Origin of the sequence: Vibrio sp. 10N.239.312.C11, assembly GCF_041466065.1 — a bacterium.
Lineage (GTDB): Bacteria > Pseudomonadota > Gammaproteobacteria > Enterobacterales > Vibrionaceae > Vibrio > Vibrio tasmaniensis_A.
The window spans coordinates 1-26,037 of the sequence record NZ_JBFSRZ010000038.1; the positions used below are offsets into that span (position 1 = coordinate 1).

Here is a 26,037-nt window from a genome sequence, read left to right on the forward strand (position 1 = left end):
TAATAGCGGTTCTAGGGTTCAAATCCCTATCCCTCCACCACCATTGAAAAGCCCGCTGAGAAATCAGCGGGCTTTTTTACATCTTGAATTTGCTAAAAGAGAGCTCAAAAACACTAGATAAGTCGTTATATTATCTAGTTATAAGGTTCGTAGAGTTAAGGCATTAAAAAAGCAGAGCGTAATCGCTCTGCTTTGATGTCTCAATGAATACTCTTTGGAATTTGTACAATCAGCTCGCTTATTTAGCGACGTTACCCGCCACGTTTAAAGCATCCCAAGTACGTGAAAAAGGTGGGGCATAACAGAAATCCATGTAGCCTAGTTGTTGAGTAGTCATCTTGGCTGTGATCGCTACGGCCAGTGCATTGATGCGGCCAACGGCTCCTTTCTTACCTACGATTTCACCACCTAAAAGGACCTTAGTTTCTGGGTGATAAACCAACTTCACCTTGATGTCTTCTTGGCCTGGGTAGTAATCGGTTTGGTTCTTATCTGAAATCGTTGATACTTTGACGTCCAAGCTGTGTTCTTTCGCCAGAAGTTCAGATACGCCGGTACACGCCAATTCGTAATCGAGTACTTTCAAACAAGACGACCCCAAGAAGCCTGACATATAGGTATCTTTACCTGCTAGCTTGTCTGCCATCATACGCGCTTGTTTGTTGGCTGTGGTTGCTAGAGGAACATAAACGGGTTTGCCTAGTGCCATATGATGGACAACGGCACAGTCACCTACAGCATGGATGTAAGCGTCTTCAGTGGCACCATATTCATTTACCAACAACGCGCCATTTTGAGCTTTTGGTAATTCGAATGCTTCCGTGTTTGGTTTGAAACCGAGTGACAGGATCACGACATCGGCTTCTACGTTGCCATTGTCGGTTTCTACGATGTAACCACCTTGCTCGGCATCGCGAATCGCAGACACGCTGCACCCTGTTTTAAGGTCAGCGCCGGATTCTCGAATTGCACCTTCGACAACTTCAATGATCTCTGGGCTGAACTGACGGCTCATGATGTGTTGTTCACGTTCGATAATCGTCACGTGCTTATCTAAGCCATGTGCCGCATCAAAGACTTCCAGCCCGATAAAGCCTGCACCGATGACACACACGCGTTGTTTGTTATCGTCTTTAAGCGCTTCTTTGACTGCTAAGCCATCTTCCATACTTGTTAGTGTGTATACGTGTTCTGGATTGAATTCACCGAATGGTGGAACGATTGGTCGTGCACCTGTTGCAATGACCAACATATCGTAATCGATGACGCTTTCTTCATTTTGGTGACGCACCGTAATTTGCTTTTCAGTGCGGTCGAACGACACCATTCCTGTGTCTACACGAACATCTAAACCTGATTTGATGGCTTGTTCTGGTGTACGGGAGATCATCCGTTCGGTGTCATCAAACATGCCGCCTGCAAAGTAAGGTAGGCCACAGGCTCCGAAAGAGATGTAGCTACGCTTATCTAAAACGATGACTTCGTCTGATGGTTGATTACGTTTGTATTTTGCTGCGAAACTCATCCCCGCGGCGCTACCGCCTATAACAACAACTTTCATATTTACTACCTAAATAACCTGAACTCAGGAAAAACAGAAGAGCACTCACGTGGAGTGCTCTTAATTAAGTTTGAGAATTATACTGCTGCTTCTTTTGATACTGTCGCTGTAACGTCAGCGTCGTATTGTTCAGTATCCAGTGAGCCATTCTTCTTCGCTGTAAGAACGCCTGACAACATAGAGCCAGAGATGTTCAGCGCGGTACGAGCCATGTCAATTAGCGCTTCGATAGACACTAGAATCGCGACTACTGTGATGTCTAGACCCATGATGGTCAGTACCGCTACTGCTGCGAACGTTGCACCGCCACCAACACCCGCGATACCGAATGAAGCAATTGCGATAACAGCGATCAGTTGTAGGATAAAGCTCAAGTCTACAGGCATGCCCATGACCTGTGCCGCCATGATTGCTAGCATTGCTGGGTAGATACCGGCACAACCGTTTTGACCGATACTGGTACCGAATGTCGCTGACATGTTTGCTGTTTCTTCGTCTACACCTAGGCGCTGAGTTTGTGTTTCAACGTTTAGTGGAATAGCTGCCATGCTTGAACGAGACCCGAAACCGAACACGAGTACTGGCCAGATTTTCTTCATGAACTTGGCAGGAGAAAGGCCGAACATTGACACCATCACGAAGTGGATGCCGAACATAACGCCAATTGCTACGTAGCTTGCTAGAAGGAAGCGGCCCATTTCTGCTAGTGCGAACAGGTCGTTGGTCATCATGAACGTAGTCATCAGAGCGAATACACCGTAAGGCGTTAGCTTCAGAATTTCACGTACCATTGAAAGCACCACTTCTTTTGCAGAGTTGATGAAATCAACGAAGTTTTGCACTTTCTCTGGCTTACGGTTTTTCACTTGAAGGATGCAGTAACCAAGGAACATACCGAACAGTACAGTTGATAACGTAGAAGTACGTTGAGACCCCGTTAGCATGTCAAAGATGTTGGTTGGAATGATAGACAGAGCCATACCAGACAGACCACTACTCGCCATTGCATCTTGTGTTGCGACCAGAGAATCACCGCGAGCTTCAATCGCGCTGTTTGTGCCGATTGTGCTTACTAGCGCGTTCGCATCGATACCAAATAGGTAAATACTTGCGATACCAACGGCTGCTGAGATTGCACAAGTGAAAAGTAGAATACCGATGATTTTTGGTGCGATTCGAGATAGCGCACCACCGCCTTCGACGTTCATGATCGAAGAGATCATCGCCACGAATACCAGTGGGATAACGATCATTTGTAGAAGTTTGATGTAGCCTTTACCGAATACGGAAATCAGTTCAGCAAAGCCAGATGTCGCAACGTTGCCGACACCGAAAACAAGTTGAATTGCGCCACCGAACAACAAGCCAGCAGCAAGCGCACTCAGTACGCGGAAGTTAAAACTTTTCTTTTGCTTTTTGAAGTTCGACAGCAGTGCGTAGAACCCAAAGAACAGTACGCTTAATGCGATAAATGAAACGCTCATGAGAATCTCCTATGATACCCATTAATACCTAAATCGGTTATTTTTTGTATGCGATGGCTTCAACTTCAACCAGTGCGTCTTTTGGTAGTCGTGCTGCTTCAACACAAGAGCGAGCAGGTGCATTCTCAGTCCCAAACACCTCGGTATACACTTCATTAAAGGCAACGAAGTTCTCCATGTCTGATAGGAAGCAGGTAGTCTTCAATACTGTGTCTAAGCCAGCCCCGCTTACTTCTAAAACAGCCTTCAAATTCTCAAGAGATTGACGAGCCTGCTCTTTGATGCCGCCCTCGACAAACTTCATGGTTTCTGGAACGAGAGGTAATTGGCCTGATGTATAAACCATGTCGCCGTAAGACGTACCTTGTGAGTAAGGGCCGATAGCTGCAGGTGCTTGTTCAGTGGCAATGATCTGTTTCACGATGTAACTCCTAAATTATTGGTTTTATTCTGATTTAAATTCACGGATAAACTTGTAAACCGCCTGACGGCTGATCCCAAGCTGCTCTGATACTTGTGTAGTCGTCTCTTTTAGCTCAAATACGCCGTTATCAAATAAGCAACGGATGATGGCTTTATTACGACCTTTGAAGGAAACCGACTCGTCTTGGTCAACCTCGTTAATGGCTGAACTCAATGCTTGTTGAATGACGTCGTTTGCATTGTTGCTGAATGTCTCGCTTACAATGGTTTGCGGCACATTGCACTGCGGCATCAACGTTTTGACGATTTCTGGGAATGGGAAAGATAAGTTCATGTTGATACACAGCATGCCGATAGGTTTTTGCTGTGGACCAGCCAGCACACAGGTGGTTGATTTCAGTAGGGACCCATCTGCTGCGTTGGTGAAATAGCTCTTCGGAGAAACTTCGCCAGTTTTCTCGAACGTGCTCCACATGCGTAAACCTAAATCGGTGATCGGTGAACCAATTTCACGACCCGTATGATGACCATTGACGATCTTCACGACTGAGTTTTCTAAGCTTTCAAATGAATGGATGACCACTTCGCAGTAAGGACCAATCAAATCGGCGATAGTGTCTGCTAAGCGGAAGTAATTGCTTAAGCATTCTCTGTCTTCATCGGTGAATCGAACTTGTTTTACATTCATGATTTCGGTTTACATTTTTGAACTCAATGACTGAAATCTACCCCTTTGGTGGTACCCCCGCAAGATGCGGTAAACTTCTGTAAACCTGAAGCGAGCGTTCAAAACATCAACAAATCGTAAGTTTTAGACATATATCACGAGCGGAATTTGAACAAGATCACCAAAGGTAGCCAAATGAGGTTTAATTTCTTAAACCGCATCAAGGTTTACATATTTAAAACCAAAGGTTGCATTTTTGAACCCTTTGATGATCTAGGACAAGTTATAAGGAAAGGCAAAAAGTCGGATTGATTGGTATTGTAAATGCATGGCAATCAAGAATTTACCTTGCGAATGTGGTGGTGAGTAAAGATAGGTGGTTAATTGAAAATGAGGTTGTATTAGAGAGTTAAATTCACAAAAAACAGCTTTTTAATAGGATGCAAGCTAGGATTTAGATCCTAAAAAAGCAGCTGAAGTTGCTGCTTTATTTATTTTGGAGTGTTCTGTTTGATTATTAGCCTGGCAGTTTAAGCTCGACTTGTTTTAGCGCGCGCTGATACATAAACCATGCACAGGTGCCAGCAAGCACATTACCTGCCATTGCGCCCCAGAATAGGCCTTCAATACCCGCAAGCTGAGAGCCAACCCACAAGCAAGGTAAGAAGAAGGCGAACAGGCGCAGCGCTGAAATCGTCAAGGCGGTGTAGGACTTGCCCAGAGCGTTAGAGACAGAAACCATCAGCATACAGATTCCTAATGGCCCTAAGCTAATAGGTACGATCAGTAGGTGATAGTTTAAAATCGTCGAGACTTCTTTTTCACTGGTCATTAGGCTTGCCAGTCCGCCTGAGAACAACCAAGTCACCAGTGCAATCACTAATTGGAAACCCAATACGAACATCACTGCAATCTTAACGAGCTTGCGTATGTTACCTAGGTTGTTTTCTCCCAACATGCGGCCAATCATCGGAGGCATCGACATCGTTAGTGCTAGCACAGCGACAATCGAGAAGAATTCAAAACGTGAACCTAGCGCCCAAGCTGCAACGGCAGCGGTGCCATAGCCAGCAAGCAGTTTAGTCGCAAACATGGATGAAACGGGTGGCAGCAATTGACTGATCATCGCAGGCCCCATGATGTTACCAATGGAGCGAACACTCTTGCTGATGTCGAGGTCGTGCCAGTCGAAGGTCATCCAATGCTTCTTGGTGACCTTTGGTGCAACGATAAAGATACCCGCACCGAACGCTAAGATGGTCGCAATGGCGGCTCCATTGATGCCCATGTCGAGCGTAAAGATGAAAATCGGGTCCAATATCAAGTTGATGATACTGGTCGCGATCATCATTGAACCGGGCAGCATGGTATTACCATTAGCACGACACACACTGTAGAAAAAGTAGAGCAGTGCACCTGTCCAAGAGCTGGCTAGCCAATAGATCCAATAAGAATCAATGATCGGTAATACTGTCGGTGGCGCATCCAACAATTGTAAAATTGGCCCTCGCAGCAGATAGATGATGACGGAGAAAAGCGCGACACTCACGCTGCCCATCGCAATCACTAATCCACCAAGCTGCTTAGCGTAGCGCGTTTCATTCGCGCCAATGGCTCTCGCGATTACCGCGGTTGTCGCGATACCTAACCCGACCTGAATACCGATGATGATCATCTGTATTGGAAGCGTGAAACCTTGAACAGCGAGCGGCAGTACGCCCAGTTGGCCAATAAAAGCACTGTCGACAAGCTGGAAGCTCATTAGAGAAAGCACCCCAAACAGCATTGGCCACGTCATTGTATAGAGTTGTCGGCCAAGAGAAGGCGAGGGAGTTGCGGTAGTAGAATTCATAACGCTCTTATCGGTCTTGAAGTTAGGTTTGTATTGGTGACAAACCTCTCAATGAAGAATTGTGTAAAGGATAACGTAAGGTCAGCGCGATACCAATGTTTGTTATGCTAGGCAGGTTATCTTTGTTGGCTTTCGGTGAACAAAAAAGCCAGTCGCAATGACTGGCTTTGTTGACTTTATATCTACTTGTTGACGCTAAGCGTTACTTGTTCGCAACGTTACCAAGCTTCAACCACGTGTCGATAACCGTATCTGGGTTTAGTGAAACCGAGCTGATGCCTTGTTCCATCAACCATTCAGCTAGGTCGTCATGGTCAGATGGGCCTTGGCCACAAATGCCTACGTATTTACCCGCTTTAGCTGCTGCATCTATAGCCATTTTCAGCATCGCTTTCACTGCTGGGTTACGCTCGTCGAATAAGTGAGCAACGTCACCTGAATCTCGGTCTAGGCCAAGTGTCAGCTGTGTCATGTCGTTTGAACCGATAGAGAAGCCATCGAAGTACTTCAAGAATTCCTCAGCCAAAATCGCATTCGATGGAAGCTCACACATCATGATGACTTTCAGACCTTGGTCGCCACGGCGTAGGTTAAACTTAGCCAGAATATCGATAACCGATGCTGCTTCGCTCGGAGTACGAACGAATGGGATCATGATTTCAACGTTCTTCAGTCCCATCTCGTTACGTACACGTTTTAGCGCTTGAGTTTCAAGCTCGAAACAGTCTTCAAATACTGGAGATATGTAACGAGATGCACCACGGAAGCCTAGCATTGGGTTCTCTTCATGTGGTTCAAATGTTTTACCGCCAACAAGGTTGCTGTATTCGTTCGACTTGAAGTCAGACATACGTACGATCACACGCTTAGGCCAGAATGCAGAAGCGATAGTCGCGATGCCTTCTGTTAGCTTGCTTACGTAGAAATCGATAGGATCTTTGTAGCCACGAATACGCTGGTTGATTTCAGCTTTGATCTCATCCGTTTGCTCATCGAAGTTCAACAGAGCTTTAGGGTGAATACCAATCATCTTGTTGATGATGAATTCAAGACGAGCAAGTCCAACACCTTCGTTCGGGATTTGAGCGAAGTCGAAGGCACGATCTGGGTTACCCACGTTCATCATTACTTTAGTTGGCAGCATTGGTAGCTCATCAACCTCAGAACGTTTGATTTCAAAGCCGAGTTCGCCGTTGTAAACGTAACCTGTTTCGCCTTCTGAACATGACACTGTTACGGTGTCGCCGTCATTCAGACTGTTTGTCGCGGTACCACAACCAACAATTGCAGGGATACCTAGCTCGCGAGCAATGATTGCTGCGTGACAAGTACGGCCACCACGGTTAGTCACAATCGCAGAGGCTTTCTTCATCACAGGCTCCCAGTCCGGGTCTGTCATGTCAGTGACCAGTACGTCGCCTTCTTGAACCAGTGACATTTGGTCTAGAGAGTCGACCAAGCGAACAGGGCCTGAACCGATACGCTGACCGATAGCGCGGCCTTCAACCAAGACATCCGCCTTGTTGTTTAGCTCGTAACGCTCAATGACATTTTGGTCACTTTGAGAACATACTGTCTCAGGACGAGCTTGAACGATGTAAAGCTTGCCGTCGATGCCATCTTTTGCCCACTCAATGTCCATTGGACGTTGGTAGTGCTTCTCGATGATCATCGCTTGTTTTGCTAATTCTTTGATCTCTTCATCGTTCAGTGAGAACTCGTTACGCTCTTGAGTATCTGTGTCGATGATATCAACTTGCTTGCCGATCTCTTGGTTGGTTGAGTAGATCATCTTGATCAACTTGGAACCAAACGTCTTTTTAACCACTGGGTAGTGACCCGCTTCTAGCATTGGCTTGTGAACGTAGAACTCATCTGGGTTCACCGCGCCTTGCACGACCATTTCACCTAAGCCCCAAGAAGAGGTGATGAATACCACTTGGTCGAAGCCTGATTCAGTATCAAGCGTGAACATCACACCTGAAGAAGCTTTGTCTGAGCGAACCATGCGCTGGATGCCCGCAGACAATGAAATGCCACGGTGATCAAAGCCTTGGTGTACTCGGTAAGAGATGGCGCGATCGTTAAACAGTGAAGCGAACACGTGTTTCGTTGCTTCGATAACCGCATCGATACCTTTCACGTTAAGGAAGGTTTCTTGTTGGCCTGCAAAAGAAGCATCTGGAAGGTCTTCAGCTGTTGCCGATGAGCGAACCGCAACAGACAATTCTTCGTTGCCTTCAATCAGTTCGCGGTAGTTATCACGGATATCTTGCTCTAGTGATTCTGGGAAGGGTGCGTCTAGAACCCATTGTCGAATTGTTGCACCTGTCTTACGCAGTGCGTCAACGTCTTCAACATCAAGTTCATCAAGGAGTTGGTGGATGCGCTCATCAAGACCTTTGTAGTCAAGAAAGTTATTAAACGCATAAGATGTGGTAGCAAAACCATTAGGTACTGATACGCCAGCGTTGGCTAGGTTAGAAACCATCTCGCCAAGTGAAGCATTCTTACCGCCGACTTTGTCGACATCTTCCATGGAAAGGCCATTGAACCATAGGGTGTTATTTTGCATTTATTTCTCCAGAAACATAGCAAGCATTGTAGGGATTTAAAGGCAAACGATTACGTATCAGTTTAAAAAAATGTAAATTATTTTCTAAAGCTGTGGGGGACGTAATAGTCAGCAGGGTTTCGTTATATATATTATGGTTCCCATCCTACTCAAAATAATTTTAAACATTAAATAAAAAATGCAAATTGATATCCAAAGTCGTGATGTATTCTATGTTTCTGATGGAACGGCCATAACATGTGAGACTTTAGGGCATGTTGTTCTAGGTCAATTCCCATTCGAAGCTAATGAAAAAACCTTCCCGTTTGTCGAAAGTGAAGACAAACTTTCTGATTTATTGAAAGAGATCGAGATTTCATATCGAGCAACAGGCCATGAACCTTTGGTCTTTTTCTCGATTGTGATTCCGGAGATAAAACTCAAGCTGTTAGATGCGCCTGCGCATTGTTATGACGTGTTAGAGAGTATCGTGCAGAAAGTGCAAGATGATACGAAAATGGCGCCTAAGCCGAAGCTGCAGCGTTCTCGTAGCGTTAATAAAGACTCGGACAAATACTTCGACCGTATTGCTGCTATCGAATACACGTTAGCGCACGACGACGGCATTACTTTAAAAGGCTTGGAAGAGGCAGACATTATCTTGTTGGGTGTCTCTCGCAGCGGTAAAACGCCAACGAGCTTGTACATGGCAATGCAGTTTGGTTTACGCGTCGCAAATTATCCGTTTATCCATGATGATATTGCTCGCTTAAGGTTGCTACCGGAATTTGAGATATATCGTCATAAGCTGTTTGGTTTGACGATTGATGCGGAAAGGCTGACCGAGATCCGTGAAAATCGATTAGCAGGCAGTGAGTACGCAAGTGACTCTCAATGTTTGTATGAGCTGCAAACGGTAGAAGGTTTGTTCAGACGTGAAGCCATTCCATACATCAACACCTCGTCACTGTCTGTTGAAGAGATTTCGACACGAATCTTGGAACGTACAGGGTTGAGACGCCGACTTCTTTGATCTTTCGTTTGTGCTCTAGCGATCTTGCTGCTTTATTCGAGGTGGCAATTTCATCAGCGTCCCTGAAAATAACAACCTATTTCTGATAAAGCCGTAAACGTGAAACCCAAGTTAAGTGTATTTTAATAAAAAGCCCCGGCCATAAGGCTGGGGCTAATCATCAAATATTACTGTTCAACCGACTTAACCAAAAAATGATCTATAGTTAAGTTCTCACCTGGTTCAATCAATTTAAACTCTACTTTCACTAAATCGCCTTTTGCTTTAAATGCGTTTAGAGTAAGTTTCAAAGCCTGATCAGTTGCGTCTACATTGTGAGCAACTTGTCGACCATCAATAAATACATCAAAAGGCTTTTGCCCTTTTTCTATTACTGTTTCAATCGTGTAGCTATCGCTCTCTGTCGCATAGAACGCGCTTTGAATACTTCCATCATTTAGCCATTTTGTTTCATTGAAATCAACGTTGCTAGCGCGCCAGTAAGAATAAAATGCATGCAAGTTATCAATATCGTTTTGGGTTTCCGACGTCCATTTGATAGCGTCAAAATCAATTGGCTCGGCATAGCTAAAACCATGCTCTTTCATCGTCTTGTGAATGAATGGTAAACGCGCGATCACATCATCAAATGTATCAGTCCAGCCGCCGATTTCACTGGTGCTATACTGCAAACCAATCTCACCTATTAAGTAAAGTTCACCGTCTTTTTCAATGGTGATGCCTGAACCTGAATCACCATGAATAGTAAGCCAGTTTAAGTCCGTCTTTTCTAATGTACGGAAATCATATGAATATTCAGCAAGCCAGCGATCTTCATATTCACTGTGCATTACCTGTTTAGTTCCGCCGTTTCTGTGGTTGTAATTGCCGTAACCAATTTGATTAACCTGGTAAACTTTCGAGTAATCAAACATCCCCTCTTTAGGTAGTTTTGCTGGCTCGATTTCTGTGATCGGCGTATCTAGTCGAACAAGGGCGAAATCACCAAAACCGCGATCATTTTTATACGGGAAATTGTATTCTCCCAATTGACCCGCCGGATTAGTGCTCGCAACCTTGTGCGTTATTTGCTGATAAACGCCGTTTTCGTCTTTCTCGTATGAATAACAGGTCACAGTGTTTTGATACCCGTCAGATTTCGAGCCGCTTACATGGCTTGCAGTGATGACCCAAAACGGGTCAATTAGCGTTGCTGAACCTGCATTCATCTTACAAGCAAAATCAAACTTTGTTTGCAATGCAAATTCTTTGTGTTGTTGAACTGATCGATCAAGCCGGGTCAAACCAGCGTTTGCAGAAAATGAGGCTAAAACCGCTGTTGCAACTAATAGCTTTTTCATTATTTCACCTCACTTAAATTGATTGCTTCTAGCGCATGGTAAGGGGCGTTATCTTTCCAGCTGAATTGATCGTTCTTTGCTTTATATGTGATTGTTAGCTCATCTGTTGTCGTATGAGTTGAAAACTCGACACTGTTCTTTGTCGTTGATATGTGCGACGGGTAGTAGTTTGTAATGGTTACACAGTCATTTTTCAAACATGCTGTGAACTCTGACATAGCAAGCCAGTTATGTGTATACAGATCTAGCTTGAATTCTCCAGCTTTGCCGGGCTTTACGGTAAACTCAAAGCCACCTCCATGCTTGACGAGAATGGCATGATTTGATTCGCCCAGAAAATCTCTAGAGCTGCCACTGTTCCATAAGTATTCATTGCCGTGAGCTGGTTTTTGAGCTTGGAATTCAAACTCACCAAATGTTTTTACATCGCTAATAAGGTTTGTTTTTGGCTTTGATTGTGAACGGTTTTCACCGTACCAAAAAGCCCAATCTATGCCGTTTAAATCAACGGTATCAACATATCTAAATTCACTATCATTCTCTGTTTTGTATCCGTGAAATTTTGATGTGACTAAAAGCGTTTCGCTTTGTTCTGTAGAAATATTGGAAAGTGTTTCTGTTTCTGATGCAATTGATCCGGCGGAAATCAAAGCAAGTGATAAAAGTTTAAGCCTCATTGTTAGTTCCTTTTATATAAAGTCACTGAACTATATGTGGTAATTATGAGACAAATGTAAGCGGTTTGTAAGTGTCTATTTTTATTGAATAAAGGTCAAAAAGAGCGCCATGATGTCGTGATGGGAATTTGACGTTCTATATATCTAAGACAATTTTGATTCATCCCATTCAAACCGTTTCTCAGCTTCTTGAGTTCTGATTCATGCTACTTTCCAATTTTCTGCTTGGGCATTGTCCGCTTTATTTAGGACGGGTCAGAAATCAATTTGAAACATAAATAAAAACCGAAGCACTAGGCTTCGGTTTTTAGTCTATTTAAGCAGCCCGACACCAAGCTCCTTGCTTTTGCGTTCCATCCAGTGATCAAGTTCCGGTGGCCATTCAATACTTGGTTCGACACAGAAACCGCGAAGCATTGAGAAATAAAGAGCTTGATCAATCAAAGGTAGCGATGATTCACCATTCTCTAGCTCCAATAGAAGCTCTGCATCTTTCAGCAATGGGTTAATCAGTTGAACGTATTGTGGGGTCTTTTCTAAGAGCTCTTCAAAATTAAAGCCTTCGGTCTCTTTACTAACACGCCAAGCTTCTTTTGCTCCAGCCGAACGATATTCAGCCAAGTCGAGGTTCCACCAACGTGGGCGTCCGATCTGTTGAGTAAGAGGGAAAGATCGGCTTTGGAAAAGAGTAGCCTGCTCTGAAGGTTCACGTTGCTCATCATTTGATTTCAAATCCATGAAATAAGCAATGATGTCTAGGCTTTCGGCCATAATAGAACCATCGTCTTTCTGTAAGACGGGCACCATTTTTTTACCGATCAGATCGATAAGGGTTTGGGCATCATCATAATCCACAGAAACAAGTTCGATGTTCAAGCCGAGAGATTGAGCAATGTAGGCAACTCTTGCACAGAAAGGGCAGTGGTCGTAAATGTAAAGCTTCATAGCTTCCCTCATTCATGGTCATTACAAGCATAAGATAATGCTAATGTACCAGAAACTCTTACGAATACTAAGCACAATAAATGCCAAGTTCCAGTAAACGCTTAGCACTAATAAACAGCATGCACTACCAGACAATAAGTATTTAGTGTAGATACTCTTTACTGAATTCTATTGTCCGTTGGATTGGACTTTATGGTAATGAGTAAATTAGTGGGGAAGCTGGTGGGTAAATCACGGGCACAAAAAAGGCTCTGGCTGCTCACTCTAATGCAGAAGAATGAAGTCAGCCAAAGCCTCAATTTTGTTACCTTTAGCAGAGTGACGACTAAAAGAGCGGAGCGGTTAACTATGCTTTTTTAAGGTCTTTTGCAGGGTAAGTAAGCGTCATTATTGCGCCTTCTACTGTTGTAACATGAACGTAGCCACCACCAGCACTTAGGCCAATTACTACCATTTCACCTAGCTCAACACCTTTTGTTGCAACAACGCGATCATCAACTGAAAACACTTTACACACCTTCAATAAAATAAATAAATACGACAGATATCGAACGCGGATTTAAACAGATGGTATCCCAATCAACTAATCCGGTTATTTGTCGTAAAGATTAAATTTAGTTATGCATAAATCGGCATTTCTTAAAAATCAGTTGGTTAACATGCTTGGGGTGTTATTTGTCGGCGGGATAAACGACACCAACTTGTTGACGCATATCTGTAATTAACTTGGCAACGGTTAAAGCACGTAGTTTGGCTTGAGCTTGTGTACTTTTGTCACCAGCAATGCAGTTTGCAAAGGCTTGGGCCTCGTAACTCATGGAGTTTTCTCTTTGTGCTTGAGTAAGGTTTTCTACCGTGCCATCACGATAGCGAATCTTAACGTCGGTGCATTCTGCAATGTGATCGATGATGATCGATCCCTGTTCGCCTTGGATCTCGCTTGGTACGTAAGAGTCGCTGACTTTAGAGTGCGCAAGGGTTACATCAAATTCTGGATACTGGAAGATCGCACAGCCATGCGCATCCACACCTGAGTCAAGTAGCTTTGCCGAAGCCTGTGCATTCTCAGGTTCACCAAACAGAGCAACAGTCGCGGCTACGCAGTAGAAGCCAATATCGACTAATGAACCATTAGAGAAAGCTGGGTTGAAGGTGTTTGGGTTCTCGCCGTTTAGGTATTTCTGGTAACGCGATGAATATTGACAGTAGTTGATGTGCGCTTTATGCACTTTGCCTATCTTTTTTAAGCCGAGTTGAACTTGCTCAAAGTTCGGTAGATACTGAGATTTATACGCCTCAAACAGCACCACACCGTTCTTCTGAGCGACCTCAAACATGTGTGTTGCTTCTTCAATATTCGATGCGACAGGCTTCTCACAGATGACATGCTTGCCGTGTTCCATCATCAAGATAGATTGCTCGCAGTGCAGTGAGTTTGGTGAAGCGATGTACACGGCTTCAACTGTGTTGTCATTTGCCAATGCGTCGAGTGAGTCATACGTCGTTTCAACGTTAAATTCTTGGGCGAACTGTGCCGCGCTGGCCAGATTTCGTGAATAAACAGCAGCCAACTGCATTGATTGTGACTCATGAGCAGCTTGAACAAATTTCTTTGTAATCCAATTGGTTCCAATTACAGCGAACTTAATCATAAGGTATCCAATAGTTAGTATATTAATTCTATGAAGATAGTAGCACTCAATGGCTAGCATTGTTTCTGAGATTTGCGGAACAATTCTCCAAGATCTTTAGCCTGATATTAATATTAACTCGTCTATACCTGAGCTTTGTAGAGCATCATAATAAAGTCTTTTGTTGTGTTGTTTCTGAGGTGGGAGGTGCAGGTTAGTTTCAGTGACCGATTGTATTCTCTCAATTGGTGGTTTATTGGAAGTGTTTAATATAAAAGACTCAATACCCAAAGAATGAAGATCTATTGATTATATCCTCTCGTCAATTCTTAAGAAATATTATACAAGCTGAATTGGTGTGCAATTGTATTTATATGTAATCGCGCAATTAACCTATGGTGTTTTAATATCACTTTGTTTAGTAATTGATAACATTTTAAGACAATAAATGTTATCGATTGGGAGCAATTTACGTTACAGAGTCACGAAGTTGAACATAATTGGAATAATGAACAACATTTGTTTTAGATTGGTTCTAATTATGAGAAATAGGGGGGTTACTTTTGTTGATATTTATATTAATTTCTTATGGGTTAAATTATTAGCAATAGGTGTTTTTTTACTGTGAAATCTCTTATTATTGCGCTAGAACGTAAATCTGAACGATTTTTATCCAGCCAAAAGCAACTTTTAAATATTAAGTCTCTAGATATTGAAAAGTTGAGTGCTGTTGATGCTATGTCCTCTAAACCTCATCCTTTGATGGATTTCTATGATGAAACCGCCTTTTATGCACTAAATGGAAGGATCGCCGTTCCTGGTGAGATCGGGTGTTATGGTAGTCACTATTTAGCGTGGGAAAGATGCATTCAGTTAAATCAACCAGTTATTGTCTTCGAAGACGATGTTGTTGTTGATGTCGATGTATTTGAAAAAACGGTTCAATTTGCCAGTAAGCATATTGAAGAGTGTGGTTTTATGAGATTGGAAAATTATTCGACTAAGAGAGAGTATAATTATGTCGTTGAAAATCTCGATGACGAACAAAGTCTAGTGCGACATATTAAAACACCACTATGCACCACTGCCTATATGATCACACCGCATGTGGCGAAAATTTTTATAGAAAAAAGTGAACGATTCCTCTACCCAGTAGATGTATTTATTAGAAATGTATGGCTTCATAAGCAACCAACTTACGGAATATCTCCTGCAGGATTAACCGGGGGAGAAGGTGGCTCAGTCATTGGGAATCGGTCTTCTAGAACAAAAAAATCACTCCGTATTAAAACTCTAAAATTCTTAAGTAAGTTTAGAGATGTCGCTATGAATGGTTTGTTCAATTTGACCTATACCGTAATAATCAAAAAAAGCAGACCCAAAATGTTTAACGGTTTTTAATCGTTTCTTATCTGATTGATTTTACGTCATTCGTTTAGAACGAACCGAGATTTAGATATAAGAACAGCTCCCAATTGGGAGCTGTTCTTCGTTATCGTGTCATGTAATTAGTGGTATCAAGCTCTAGCTCGAAAGTTTTGTTAAAAGAGTAGGACGGTGCACAGCTAAGCTATTTTTGCTAAGGTGTTATTGAATTTAAAAAGGTAGTGATATGCAAATCCGGAACGCTAAGGTAACTGATATTAGCTCGATCTTAGAGCTCTCTATGCAAATAAATCGTCAACATCATCTTGGTGCCCCTATAGTATTTGCTTCCGCTTCTCATGGCTTAGCTGATAGTGAAGAATATTGGTTGGGATTGATGCTTGATCCGGTTGGCTCTTTCTTAGTTGCGATTGACGCTCAACAGGTTGTTGGTTTCTTGGTGGGGAAGGTAACGCAGAATAAAGGGGTAAGCTTCATTCAGTCTCACAAAATAGCGCGAGTGAATACGATTGTGGTAAACGATCAGGTTCAGAGCCAAGGCGTCGGCAAAGCGTTGATGAAGTCGTTTAATCAGTGGGCGCAAGCGAGCGGTGCTATTGAGCTTAGGTTAGAAGTGATGGAGTTTAATCAGCAAGCTAAGGGTTTCTATGAATCGTTAGGCATGGAAACTCAATCACGAACCATGTCCATGCGCTTTGAGGAGAACTAAAGGTGCGTCTATTTTTTCCTTTATCACTGTGTTTACTGTTTGTAGCTTCGAGTGTGCAAGCTGAAAAGGTTGTGGTTGAAAAGATAATTTCTGACGCGACGGCAATCGAAACCATTGTATTCGAGTCGAAACCGGCTCACTCTCAGCGTGTCTCAACGTCTTCCTCTAACTCAACCTCTTCAGTGATCTCAAATTCCAAACATGTGATTATTGTGGATGATGTTCTTAGCAGTAACTCTGGCGAACAAGTTGCCCAGCTGTCTCAAGGTTCATCTAAACGTCCCCCTCAAAGCTCTTCTCAACAGTCTTACACTCTAACCGGTCCCTCTTCTGAGGCAGACTCTCTGTCGCAAGTGGTCACCTTAGTCAAAGTTGATAAATCGAAACGTAGAATGTACCTACTTAAGGGTGACGAGGTCATTCAAGAGTTTCGTATTGCGTTAGGGAAACAACCGAAAGGGCATAAACGTTTTGAAGGAGACAACCGAACACCTGAAGGGGAATACCAGCTCGATTATGTGATGGAAGAATCGGATTTTCACCGCTCGGTGCATATCAGCTACCCGCAACCTTCGGATATGCAGTGGGCTGAAGAAAATGATGTCGACCCTGGAGGGAACATCAAGATCCACGGTATTAAAAATGGTGAGCGCCGCTCACCGAGCTTTATTCAAAGCTTTGATTGGACGGATGGCTGTATCGCATTAACCAATCAAGATATGGATGAGTTTCTCCAACTTGTAAAAATGGGTACCCCTATCCATATCGAATGGTAGTCATTGGTACCCAATTTTATTAATCATTTGCGGAATCAATTAGCGCAGTCAATTTCCGTAGTCAATTCGTAAAACCAACTTCCGAAATTAACCGCTAAAGCCAGTTACAGTAGGACTCGACCAGCACTGAATATCGCAATCACGATAAGCAATGCAATGGTGACTGGCTTAAACTTCGCTCCACCAAATCTCTCGAATAGTTTAGAACCCACATAACCGCCAAACATGCTGCTTGGTAAGAGTGCTAGAGTAAGCCAGACCACATCACGATCGACTAACCCAGCGATAGATGCCGAAACAAATGCAGTGGAATCCGCCAAGACAAAGAAGGCAATCAGGCCGGCTCTAGCAATGTGCGGAGCAACTGGGCTTGCCAATGCATGAGTGCCAATTGGAGGCCCTGACATCGAAGCCGCGCCGTTCATTACCCCAGCAAGGCTGCCTAGAATATAGGGAGCAAATCTAGGCTCTCTTTTGTACTGGAACCCTTTGTAGATCATAAGTGCAGATGCAAAAATGAAGGCGCTGATGATCAAGATGATCGTGTCTTGGCTAACGGATTTGAGCAACAGCAAGCCGACGGGCGTGAAGGCCAAACAAGGGATAAATACCTTTGAAACCCATCGCCAATTTACGTGATGTTTAACCTTCGGTAGCAATTGGATATTGCCTAACAGGTCGATCAGCATGAAAACGGGAACCAGTTCGATAACGGGGACGAATAGCGCGCTTAACGGCAATGCCACTAAGGTGAAACCGAAACCTGAGAAGCCACGAACAATAGCGGCAAAAATGAAGATTGCACCCAAAATAGGGAAGGTTGGACTAAAAATGAGATCCATAAATTAAGTAACCAATGAAGCTGTCTAAATAGAGCGAGCGGTGAAACCAAGTGAGTAGCGGAATGTACTCCTACTCACTTGTGTTTGCTACTTAATTTTATGGTTTCCCGAGAGTTAATTTTAGGGCATCCCGGGAGTTTATTTTAAAGTTTATCGGGGCTATTTTTGCGGTATTTACGAGCTCAATTTATAGGATTGAACTGATTCGGAAAATCAGTAAATACAGCATCTACTTTTGAGAGAAATTTGAAGCGGGACGGATCATTGACGGTGTAGCACCATGTTTGAATGTTTGCTTCACCAAGTGTGTCAAGATCGCTCTGCTTCAGATGCTCGTAGTTCATGTGACAACTGAACGCTTTAACCTCATCAATCAGCATAAGATCATCTTGAGTCAGTTGCTCTGTGATCACACCAACACGGTATCTAGGCAAATGACGAGCGATTTCAGCAACGACTTGATGGCTGAAGCTTGAAAGCAAAATTCTGTCGGTGTCTAGATTTGAATGAATCAACTCGGTGTGCAGCAAATCCACGACATGAGGTGCTTGATGTCGGCTATCGACTTTGACTTCTAGGTTGACGCTGAGATCATACAGCTCAACAAGCGCGAGCAACTCTTCCAGCGTCAGTATTTTCTCACCCGCGAACTGCTCAGACTTCCAACAGCCAAAGTCAAGCTGACGCAGTTCTGCAAGGGTATGTTCGTCGACACGACCCTTGCCATCGCTGCAGCGCTCAAGCGTGTGGTCGTGACAAACCACAAGTTGATCATCCTGAGTGGGCTGAATATCAACTTCAATCCATTTCAAACCGAGTTTCGCCGCTTGTTCAATGCTTGCTTTGGTATTTTCTGGGTGAGTACCTGCTACACCTCTATGACCTACGATGATAGACGACATAATTAATCCCTCTTAAAGACGCACCGTAAAAACGCATTAAATATCAGTGTACTCGATTAAGCGAGAGCCGTCGTTAAGCTTGTCGCATCTTCGTGTGACTCCTGTGATGTGAAGTTATTTGGGTGAATGCGTTTGCCAAGATTGTCAAAAATATGCAGGTTGGATTTATCGATTCTTAGCGCTAGGGGGACGGCTTGGCACAGTGTCGTTTCGGGTGTTACTGCAATGAAGGGCTGCTCGTTCACCAGACCATGAACCAATTGATTTGGACCCAAAGGCTCAACCACACTGATACGCAGTTCAAGAGGCAAGGTATTCATCATCAATTCTGAACCAATTTCAGAGTGCTCTGGACGAATACCAAGTGTGATAGCTGTATTTTTTACGTGGGCGTACTCGGGTAAGTACATTTGCTGATCACCAATCTCAAGGTATCCGTCATCGAGTGTTGCTGGTAAAAAATTCATTGCAGGGCTGCCAATGAAGCTCGCTACAAAAGTACTGGCTGGCTGGTGGTAGACCTCTCGTGGCGTCCCGACTTGCTCTATCTGGCCTTTGTTGAGCACCACGATTCTATCAGCCAGTGTCATGGCTTCGACTTGGTCATGAGTCACGTAAACACTGGTCACGCCAAGTTCGCGTTGCAGTTTTTTGATCTCTAATCTCATGTGAGCACGCAGTGAGGCATCTAGGTTAGACAAAGGTTCGTCAAACAGAAAAAGTTGTGGATCGCGAACGATCGCTCGTCCCATAGCAACACGTTGACGTTGACCACCCGAAAGCTTGGCTGGCTTGCGGTCTAGATATTCTTCGATTTTCAGCGTTTTGGCGACTTTCTCAATTTTCTCTTCAATAAGGTGCTGACTAACACCTCGGTTCTTTAAGCCATAAGCTAGGTTTTTGTAAACCGACATATGCGGGTAGAGCGCATAATTCTGGAAGACCATCGCGATATCACGCTGAGCTGGCTTTTCGTTATCAACACGGCGACCACTTAAATGAATCTCGCCACCAGAAATGCTTTCCAAGCCTGCAATGGAACGTAGGATTGAAGACTTGCCACAACCAGAAGGACCCACCAAAACAAGGAACTCACCCTCATCGATATCAAGCGAGACTCCTTTGACGGCTTGATGGCCGTTTTCATACGTCTTTACCAAGTTTTTGATACCCAGCATGATGGGAGCTTTGCGCGTACGATCGTGAGTGGCTTGGTTGTGCGCTAACGTTTGTTTTAGCTTTGGCATAGGGGTGTCCTCTGTATTTTTGTGGATAGCTTGGTGAGAAGGCTGGTGAGACGTCTTGTACTCATCGAGTGATTGAATGCGGTTATTGTTCATTTGAGTTGTGTCGTTGTTATTTTTCACTTTCTACTAGCCCTTTTACAAACCAGCGCTGAAATACAACCACCACTAATACGGGTGGCAACATGGCTAAAATCACCATGGCGAAAGCATAGTCATAGCGCGGTAAACTGGTTTCATTGATATTATTGAGTACTTGTTTGATGCCCATCACGATGGTGTTGTAGCCTTCGTCGGTAGTCATCATGATTGGCCACAGGTATTGGTTCCAACCCACCACAAACATGATGATGAAGATCGCGGCGATCATGGTTTTAGAAAGAGGCAGCAAGATATCGACAAAGAATCGAAATGGGCCTGCATTATCTAGTTGAGCTGCTTCTAACAATTCATCGGGGATGGTTTTGAAGAACTGCCTAAAAAAGAACGTCGCGGTGGCTGAGGCGATCAAAGGCAGAATTAAACCTGTGTAGCTATTAAGAAGTCCAAGCCCAGCGACAACCTCATAGGAAGGGATAATGCGCACTTCTAATGGCAGCAAAAGCGTCACGAAGATCAACCAGAACCAAGCTGTGGCGTAAGGCAACCTGAAGTAGACCAAAGCATAGGCGGCCATCATCGAAATGATGATCTTACCGATCGCAAAACCTAGCCCCATGATCATTGAGTTGGCGATCATTTTGCTGGCGGTGACTTCGCCACTGAAGCCCATGCTTTTGTTCCAAGCTTCGCTATAAATGGCCGTAAAGTTATCGCCTGGTAGCCATTGCAGGCCTTCGCTGACAATGGTGTTTGGGTTATGCGTCGAGCTAGCGAAGATGAGCCAGATAGGGACCAACATAAACAGCATCCCAGCAATTAAAATTAGGTGGTCAGAGACCTTATTACTTTTCATAAATAACTCCTATCGCGTTAAAACCTAGCTGTAGTGGGCTAGTAATGAACACGCTTTTCTACAACGCGAAACTGGATAAATGTAAGAGTGAGCACCAGTAGCAACAACACAACTGACTGTGCAGAGCTGCCGCCTAAATCTGCGCCAACAAACCCGTCTCGATAGACCTTGTACACCAACGACGTTGTGCCGCCACCCGGGCCGCCATTGGTCATGGTGTCGATCACGCCAAAGGTTTCAAAGAACGAGTAGGTGAGGTTGATGACCAGAAGAAAGAAGCCTGTAGGTGCGAGTAGCGGGAAAGTAATGGTCCAGAAACGTTTTGAGTCGCTGACACAATCGAGCATTGCCGCTTCTTTTACGGCGTAAGAGATCGATTGAAGCCCAGCCAGAAAGTAGATGAAATTCACCGAAACCTGTTTCCACACCGAAACCAAAATCAGAGCAAACGTGGCATCTAAAGGGTCGGTCTGGAAGCTAAAGTCCCAACCTATAACCGCAAATATCTCGGTAAACACACCAATGTGTCGGTTAAACAAGAAAGCACCGATTACGCCTGCAATCGCAGGAGCAACCGCGTAAACCCAAGTAAGAGTGACCTTGTAAGCGCCTTGTCCGTGAATGATGTTGTCGGCTTTTACGGCGAGCAGCAGCGCTAAGGCAAGCGATAAGAAAGAGACCACGATTGCGAACATCAAGGTGAAGCCAATCGAGTTCAGATACTCGCTCGATTCGAACAGCATCTGATAGTTTTCGAACCATACGAATATCGATGAGGTACCCCAAGGGTCTTCTAGCATGAAGGACAGGTAAACTGCCTTTGCCGCAGGGTAGATAAAGAAAACCGCAATGATGAGTATCTGAGGCGCCAAAAATAGGTAAGGCAGCGGAGAGTGAAAGAATTGCTGACGTCGTTCCACAGGGTAATCCCCAAAAATTAGTGACTGTTATCACTGTTAGTTACGGTGAGCACTAGCGCTATAGCAAAGGAATGCGTCCAGTTGAGTTGTAGTTTTTGGAGCAAGAAATGGCGCTAGTGAAGAATCTCCTCACTCCTTGCCATTGCATTTTTAATGACGCAGTGACAAGTGGTGAAGAGCAATGAACGGCTTGGGCTTGTTAAGCCTTTAGCTCAGTAATCTGCTTTGGTTAAAAAGCCAAATTAGTTCATCGTACGAGCGAAGCGTTTCAGCAGTTTGCTGCTCTCATCTTCGACTTTATCTAGGCTGTTCTCGACGCTAGAGCGGTCGGCGAAGATATTGTCGAATTCACGATGCATCACTTCACGAATTTGAGGGTAGTAACCTAAGCGGTAGCCCTTAGTCCATTCGCCCGATTTTAGGCTTAGTTGCTTAACGCCCACTTCTGCGTCTGGCTGTTCGTTGTAGTAGCCAGACTCTTTCGCTAGCTCATAGGCAGCCGTTGTTACAGGTACATAGCCAGTGGTTTTGTGCCAGTAAACCTGAGTTTCAGGCTTAGTCAGGTAATCAAAGAACGCTGCGACACCTTTGTCTTGTTGCTGGTCATGACCATTGAGTGCAAACAGAGCTGCGCCGCCAATGAAGGTTAAGCCTGCGTCTGGGTTAACCGATTTCCAGTATGGAAGGTATGTGGTGCCGAGTTCGAAAGGTACGCGGTTACGTAAGCCGCCGAATGAGCCTGAAGAACCCATCCACATCGCCACTTCTTGGCGCTCGAAAGGCGTTTGGTTCGCATCCCAATCGCTGCCGTAATACTTGTAGTAACCTAGATCTGACCACTCTTTCATCTTGCTAACGTGCATCATCATGTCTTTGGTGTTGAACATGATTTTAGTGGATAGGCCGTCGTAGCCGTTGTTCTGGTCAGAGACTGGCAGGTTATGGCGAGACTTGAAGTTCTCGAACATGATCCATGGCGTTAGAGATTGAGAAAACGCAATGTGGCCTTCTGCTTTCAACTTCTTGGCCACCACTTCTAACTCTTCATAAGTCTTAGGCGCGTCGGCTCCCACTTCTGCGAGAAGGTCTTTGTTGTAGTAAAGAACAGGCGTCGAACTGTTGAAAGGCATACCAACCATCTTGCCTTGGTTGTCGGCATAGAAGTTACGAACGCCCGCTAGGTAATCATTCGAATTAAAGTTGTAGCCCGATTCAACCAGAATATCCTGTACCGGTTTCGCGACACCTTTAGCGTTCATGATGGTTGCAGCACCGGCATCGAAGACTTGTAGAATATTAGGAGCTTCGCCTGCTCGATATGCTGCGATACCCGCTGTTAAGGTCTCTGTGTATGAACCTTTGTAGATTGGCGTGATCTCGTAATCATCTTGTGACGCATTAAAGTCGGTCGCAATTTTGTTTACTGTTTCTCCAAGCTGGCCGCCCATTGCGTGCCACCAAGTGACTTGAGTCGTTGCAAACGCCGGCATTGCCGCTGTCGCAGAAAGAACGCCTGCCAAAATTAGCTTATTCATCTTCGTTTCCTTTTGGATGAAATCGATATAGAGGTATTGAATTTGAGTATTAACGAGACGGTAGGGGTATCGTTTGAAGCTATCTTGAACAGGGTATATTTCACTTACGTGGCTAAACCGTTTCACTGATGTGAAAGATTCATTTCGATTTTATTTAAGAGAAAAGTTATTGATGGTTTTGATGTTTGATGTATTTGGCTTTTAAGACGTTTTTCTGACCCAAAAAAAAGCCTCTCGATGGAGAGGCTAAGAATAAGGTTCGATGTGGATACAGTTTTAGTGCGCGATGTCTAATTGGTTGTCTTTCACGCCGTTAATGCGAAACCAACCCGCGATACTGAATCGCTCTGTGTTTGTCGGCAGTACCTCGTGTGGGAACTGTTCAGACAAGAACACAAATAAGCGGCCTGACTTTGGTGGAATGGTCGCGATGTGGTTGTCTTTTAGATCGTAAACCACGAGCTCCCCAGCGTCTTCCTCAGACCATTCGTCATTCATGTAGAACACAGTGGTTAGGCGGCGGTTTTCATTGCCTTTAAAGCAGTCTAAGTGCTTCTGGTAAAAGTCACCTTTTTCGTATTTAGCAAAGTGCGCTTCGTACTCGAACAGACCCAAAAAGAACGCTCTGTTTGCTTCTAGACGAATTTGTTCCATTTTGTCTAGGAACAGAGATGCTGGTTCGCCCATATCACGGCGCACCCACTGAATCTTGTCACTACGGATGGTCGACTCTCGCGTTACTTCATCGTTACGGCCAATCCTAGCCTTTTTCCAGTTCTCTGGAATGCAATCCCTCAATGCCACCACTTCTTCGTGAGTTAAGAAGTCATCCCAAACAAAGTAACCTTGGGTAGAAAGAGCATCGATAAGTTGGTTCATGTACAGCACTCAGACAATAAATTAGAGGCGCATATATAGTCCGAATAACTCAGGTCACCAAATCACATGTTTTGTCGTCACGACAAATGATGCTCAGTGCTTAAAGCGCAAGGCTTGTTGAGCAAGGTTTTCGGTGATGTGAGCATTCGATAATGCTGAAAAATATCGGATGAAATTGATGGTCATCTTTGGAATGTGCCCTCATTATTCTGAGTTAAATTGGTTTTGAGTAACATTGGTTTTGAGTAACGTTGGATTTGAGTAACGTTGGATTTGAGTAATTGAGTGGATACCAATGGAAATCTTGATTCGAGTTCTCTATCCGGTTTTAGATTGTTGCTTTTAACAAAATGATCACAATTGATGGTGGGTTTGCTATTGTATAGGTCTGACCAGTTGTTTTATCACAAGGAGTGGATTTGCAACTTCATACCATCAAAGGCTATATCCAAGACATGTATCTCGTAGAGTACCCTGACAGGTTGCTCTTGCTTGATGGTGCGTGTCGAGCCGACATCCCGCATTTGAAGGCTTTCATCGAAACAGGGCTTATGCGTGATTTTGCTGATCTACATACGGTTGTGGTTACGCACATGCATCCAGACCACGCAGGGGCAGCGCACAAGCTCAGAAAGCTCACGAATTGTAATTTGGTGGCAGCAGATCGAGACAAAGACTGGTACCACGGCATCGATGGTATATTGATGCATTTGACCGATCTGGCATTGGCACGTTGGATGGCGAACCGATTGGGTAAGCCTAAAGCAAATCTGTGGTATTCAAGAAAGTTGAAGCCGGACTACAAGCTGTCGGATGGAGACAGCATTCCGGGTTTTGATGACTGGTTGGTTCTGGAAACGCCAGGCCATACCGACAGAGATCTTTCCGTCTATTGCCCATCACACAGTGTCGCCTATGTGGCGGATTTAATGGTCGAGGTCAAAAAGAAGCTGATTCCGCCTTTCCCAATTTTTCATCCCAATAAGTATCGAGAGTCGGTATCCCGTATTTATAACATGCAGCTCGACACCTTGCTGGTGGCGCATGGGGGACAAGTGAATTTGAGTGAGCAAGCGTTTGAACACCTGCTGATGAGTGCATCAAGAAGGCCAGTAACACATTGGCGAGTGACTAAAATCAAACTCAAAGGTTTGGTTAAATCTGTTTGGCGATTTGGGTTTAAAGATAAAAAAAATCGCCATAAATAATAAAGGCCAGTCTCAAAGACTGGCCTTTATTAATGCGCGTTGTTGACTCACTATTTGAGCTGTGGAGCAGTTCAATTAGTGAGAAATTAGAAATTCACCCGCTGGGTCAACAATCACTTTGTCACTCATGCCTTGACGACCAAGCAGCATCATATAAGTCATATCTTGACGGTTGCTTAGTGTGATATCGATAGGCCATTCCTGACCGCCGATTTTTAGCATGGTTTCAATCACACAACGGTGTTCAACTTCGCCGTTCGATGATTTGATTCTTTTACTTGTTTTCAGCTTCGCCTTGCAGCGCACTGTCTCTTCTAGGTGGTAAACGTCTGGGTGAAGATCGAACTCAACGAAGTTTTCACCGTCTGTTTTTACACATAGTAGATTGTCTACGTGTAGAGAAGAGGTTTGAGCCCCTGTATCAACGCGCGTATGTAGTCCAGTTATCCCTAACTCTGGTAAGCAAAGTGCTTCTGTATTCCCTATGATCATTTTATTGTTCATGTTTTTTCCA

At 44.2% G+C, this 26,037-nt stretch carries 24 protein-coding genes; 5 read left to right on the plus strand and 19 right to left on the minus strand.

The annotated features are described in order from the left end of the window. Positions 1-238: 238 nt before the first annotated feature. The 6 genes from AB6D07_RS15745 to ppsA all read right to left on the minus strand — a co-directional run bounded on the left by AB6D07_RS15745 (position 239) and on the right by ppsA (position 8,562). Positions 239-1,561 (minus strand): CoA-disulfide reductase, encoded by a 1,323-nt coding sequence (locus tag AB6D07_RS15745; RefSeq protein ID WP_017102502.1) that lies wholly within the window; start codon positions 1,559-1,561, stop codon positions 239-241. A gap of 77 nt (positions 1,562-1,638) precedes the next feature. Continuing rightward, on the minus strand, positions 1,639-3,045 hold the full coding sequence (locus tag AB6D07_RS15750; RefSeq protein WP_017102501.1) for a cation:dicarboxylate symporter family transporter: 1,407 nt from the start codon (positions 3,043-3,045) through the stop codon (positions 1,639-1,641). 37 nt (positions 3,046-3,082) lie between these two features. After that, positions 3,083-3,466: a RidA family protein gene (locus AB6D07_RS15755; protein WP_017101764.1), complete on the minus strand. Its 384-nt coding sequence runs from the start codon at positions 3,464-3,466 to the stop codon at positions 3,083-3,085. 24 nt (positions 3,467-3,490) lie between these two features. Continuing rightward, a complete protein-coding gene (locus AB6D07_RS15760; protein WP_017101763.1) occupies positions 3,491-4,156 on the minus strand; it encodes a transcriptional regulator in 666 nt (221 codons plus the stop codon). Positions 4,157-4,652: 496 nt separating this feature from the next. Next, positions 4,653-5,987 (minus strand): MATE family efflux transporter, encoded by a 1,335-nt coding sequence (locus AB6D07_RS15765; RefSeq protein ID WP_017102500.1) that lies wholly within the window; start codon positions 5,985-5,987, stop codon positions 4,653-4,655. 202 nt (positions 5,988-6,189) lie between these two features. After that, positions 6,190-8,562 carry a phosphoenolpyruvate synthase gene (gene ppsA / locus AB6D07_RS15770; RefSeq protein WP_017102499.1) on the minus strand — a complete coding sequence of 791 codons (2,373 nt, stop codon included), beginning with the start codon at positions 8,560-8,562 and terminating at the stop codon, positions 6,190-6,192. Positions 8,563-8,740: 178 nt separating this feature from the next. Here ppsA and AB6D07_RS15775 point away from each other — a divergent pair, with 178 nt between their 5' ends. Next, the gene (locus AB6D07_RS15775) at positions 8,741-9,574 is read left to right on the plus strand and encodes a pyruvate, water dikinase regulatory protein (RefSeq protein WP_009846294.1); all 834 of its coding nucleotides are present in this window, start codon (positions 8,741-8,743) and stop codon (positions 9,572-9,574) included. 167 nt (positions 9,575-9,741) lie between these two features. Here AB6D07_RS15775 and AB6D07_RS15780 read toward each other — a convergent pair whose 3' ends face one another. From AB6D07_RS15780 to AB6D07_RS15800, 5 genes are all read right to left on the minus strand, one after another. Further along, the gene (locus AB6D07_RS15780; protein WP_017102498.1) at positions 9,742-10,914 is read right to left on the minus strand and encodes a serine protease; all 1,173 of its coding nucleotides are present in this window, start codon (positions 10,912-10,914) and stop codon (positions 9,742-9,744) included. Continuing rightward, positions 10,914-11,591, minus strand: coding sequence for a hypothetical protein (locus AB6D07_RS15785; RefSeq protein WP_017102497.1), 678 nt, complete (start codon positions 11,589-11,591; stop codon positions 10,914-10,916). The genes AB6D07_RS15780 and AB6D07_RS15785 overlap by 1 nt, the downstream gene beginning before the upstream one ends. A 312-nt stretch (positions 11,592-11,903) precedes the next feature. Next, on the minus strand, positions 11,904-12,536 hold the full coding sequence (grxB, locus tag AB6D07_RS15790; protein ID WP_017101756.1) for a glutaredoxin 2: 633 nt from the start codon (positions 12,534-12,536) through the stop codon (positions 11,904-11,906). 346 nt (positions 12,537-12,882) lie between these two features. Then, positions 12,883-13,044 (minus strand): hypothetical protein, encoded by a 162-nt coding sequence (locus AB6D07_RS15795; protein WP_009846296.1) that lies wholly within the window; start codon positions 13,042-13,044, stop codon positions 12,883-12,885. A 163-nt stretch (positions 13,045-13,207) separates the two neighbouring features. Next, the gene (locus AB6D07_RS15800; protein WP_017101754.1) at positions 13,208-14,188 is read right to left on the minus strand and encodes a Gfo/Idh/MocA family protein; all 981 of its coding nucleotides are present in this window, start codon (positions 14,186-14,188) and stop codon (positions 13,208-13,210) included. 603 nt (positions 14,189-14,791) lie between these two features. Between AB6D07_RS15800 and AB6D07_RS15805 the strand changes: the two genes are divergently transcribed. The 3 genes from AB6D07_RS15805 to AB6D07_RS15815 all read left to right on the plus strand — a co-directional run bounded on the left by AB6D07_RS15805 (position 14,792) and on the right by AB6D07_RS15815 (position 17,038). Further along, positions 14,792-15,568, plus strand: coding sequence for a glycosyltransferase family 25 protein (locus AB6D07_RS15805; protein WP_009846298.1), 777 nt, complete (start codon positions 14,792-14,794; stop codon positions 15,566-15,568). 211 nt (positions 15,569-15,779) lie between these two features. After that, the gene (locus AB6D07_RS15810) at positions 15,780-16,262 is read left to right on the plus strand and encodes a GNAT family N-acetyltransferase (RefSeq protein WP_017102496.1); all 483 of its coding nucleotides are present in this window, start codon (positions 15,780-15,782) and stop codon (positions 16,260-16,262) included. Between the two features lie 2 nt (positions 16,263-16,264). Beyond that, positions 16,265-17,038 carry a murein L,D-transpeptidase family protein gene (locus AB6D07_RS15815; RefSeq protein WP_017102495.1) on the plus strand — a complete coding sequence of 258 codons (774 nt, stop codon included), beginning with the start codon at positions 16,265-16,267 and terminating at the stop codon, positions 17,036-17,038. Positions 17,039-17,142: 104 nt separating this feature from the next. On the opposite strand, the gene AB6D07_RS15820 is transcribed toward AB6D07_RS15815, so the two are convergent. The 7 genes from AB6D07_RS15820 to AB6D07_RS15850 form a co-directional block, all read right to left on the minus strand. Continuing rightward, the gene (locus AB6D07_RS15820) at positions 17,143-17,880 is read right to left on the minus strand and encodes a sulfite exporter TauE/SafE family protein (RefSeq protein ID WP_017102494.1); all 738 of its coding nucleotides are present in this window, start codon (positions 17,878-17,880) and stop codon (positions 17,143-17,145) included. A 182-nt stretch (positions 17,881-18,062) separates the two neighbouring features. Next, entirely contained in the window at positions 18,063-18,782 is a 720-nt protein-coding gene (locus AB6D07_RS15825) for a glycerophosphodiester phosphodiesterase family protein (protein ID WP_017102493.1), read from the minus strand. A gap of 56 nt (positions 18,783-18,838) precedes the next feature. Then, positions 18,839-20,149, minus strand: coding sequence for a sn-glycerol-3-phosphate import ATP-binding protein UgpC (locus tag AB6D07_RS15830; protein WP_017102492.1), 1,311 nt, complete (start codon positions 20,147-20,149; stop codon positions 18,839-18,841). Continuing rightward, the gene (gene ugpE, locus AB6D07_RS15835; protein ID WP_012601047.1) at positions 20,139-20,981 is read right to left on the minus strand and encodes a sn-glycerol-3-phosphate ABC transporter permease UgpE; all 843 of its coding nucleotides are present in this window, start codon (positions 20,979-20,981) and stop codon (positions 20,139-20,141) included. The genes AB6D07_RS15830 and ugpE overlap by 11 nt, the downstream gene beginning before the upstream one ends. Before the next feature lie 38 nt (positions 20,982-21,019). Then, positions 21,020-21,901, minus strand: coding sequence for an ABC transporter permease subunit (locus AB6D07_RS15840; RefSeq protein ID WP_029222833.1), 882 nt, complete (start codon positions 21,899-21,901; stop codon positions 21,020-21,022). 242 nt (positions 21,902-22,143) lie between these two features. Further along, positions 22,144-23,436: an extracellular solute-binding protein gene (locus tag AB6D07_RS15845; protein WP_017060568.1), complete on the minus strand. Its 1,293-nt coding sequence runs from the start codon at positions 23,434-23,436 to the stop codon at positions 22,144-22,146. 276 nt (positions 23,437-23,712) lie between these two features. Further along, entirely contained in the window at positions 23,713-24,315 is a 603-nt protein-coding gene (locus AB6D07_RS15850) for a 2OG-Fe(II) oxygenase (RefSeq protein ID WP_017102491.1), read from the minus strand. A 419-nt stretch (positions 24,316-24,734) separates the two neighbouring features. On the opposite strand from AB6D07_RS15850, the gene AB6D07_RS15855 reads away from it, so the two are divergent. Beyond that, a complete protein-coding gene (locus AB6D07_RS15855) occupies positions 24,735-25,523 on the plus strand; it encodes an MBL fold metallo-hydrolase (protein WP_029222832.1) in 789 nt (262 codons plus the stop codon). A 75-nt stretch (positions 25,524-25,598) separates the two neighbouring features. Here the strand turns inward: AB6D07_RS15855 and AB6D07_RS15860 are convergent, their stop codons facing one another. After that, positions 25,599-26,027 (minus strand): RimK/LysX family protein, encoded by a 429-nt coding sequence (locus tag AB6D07_RS15860; RefSeq protein ID WP_004733090.1) that lies wholly within the window; start codon positions 26,025-26,027, stop codon positions 25,599-25,601. Between the last annotated feature and the right edge of the window lie 10 nt (positions 26,028-26,037).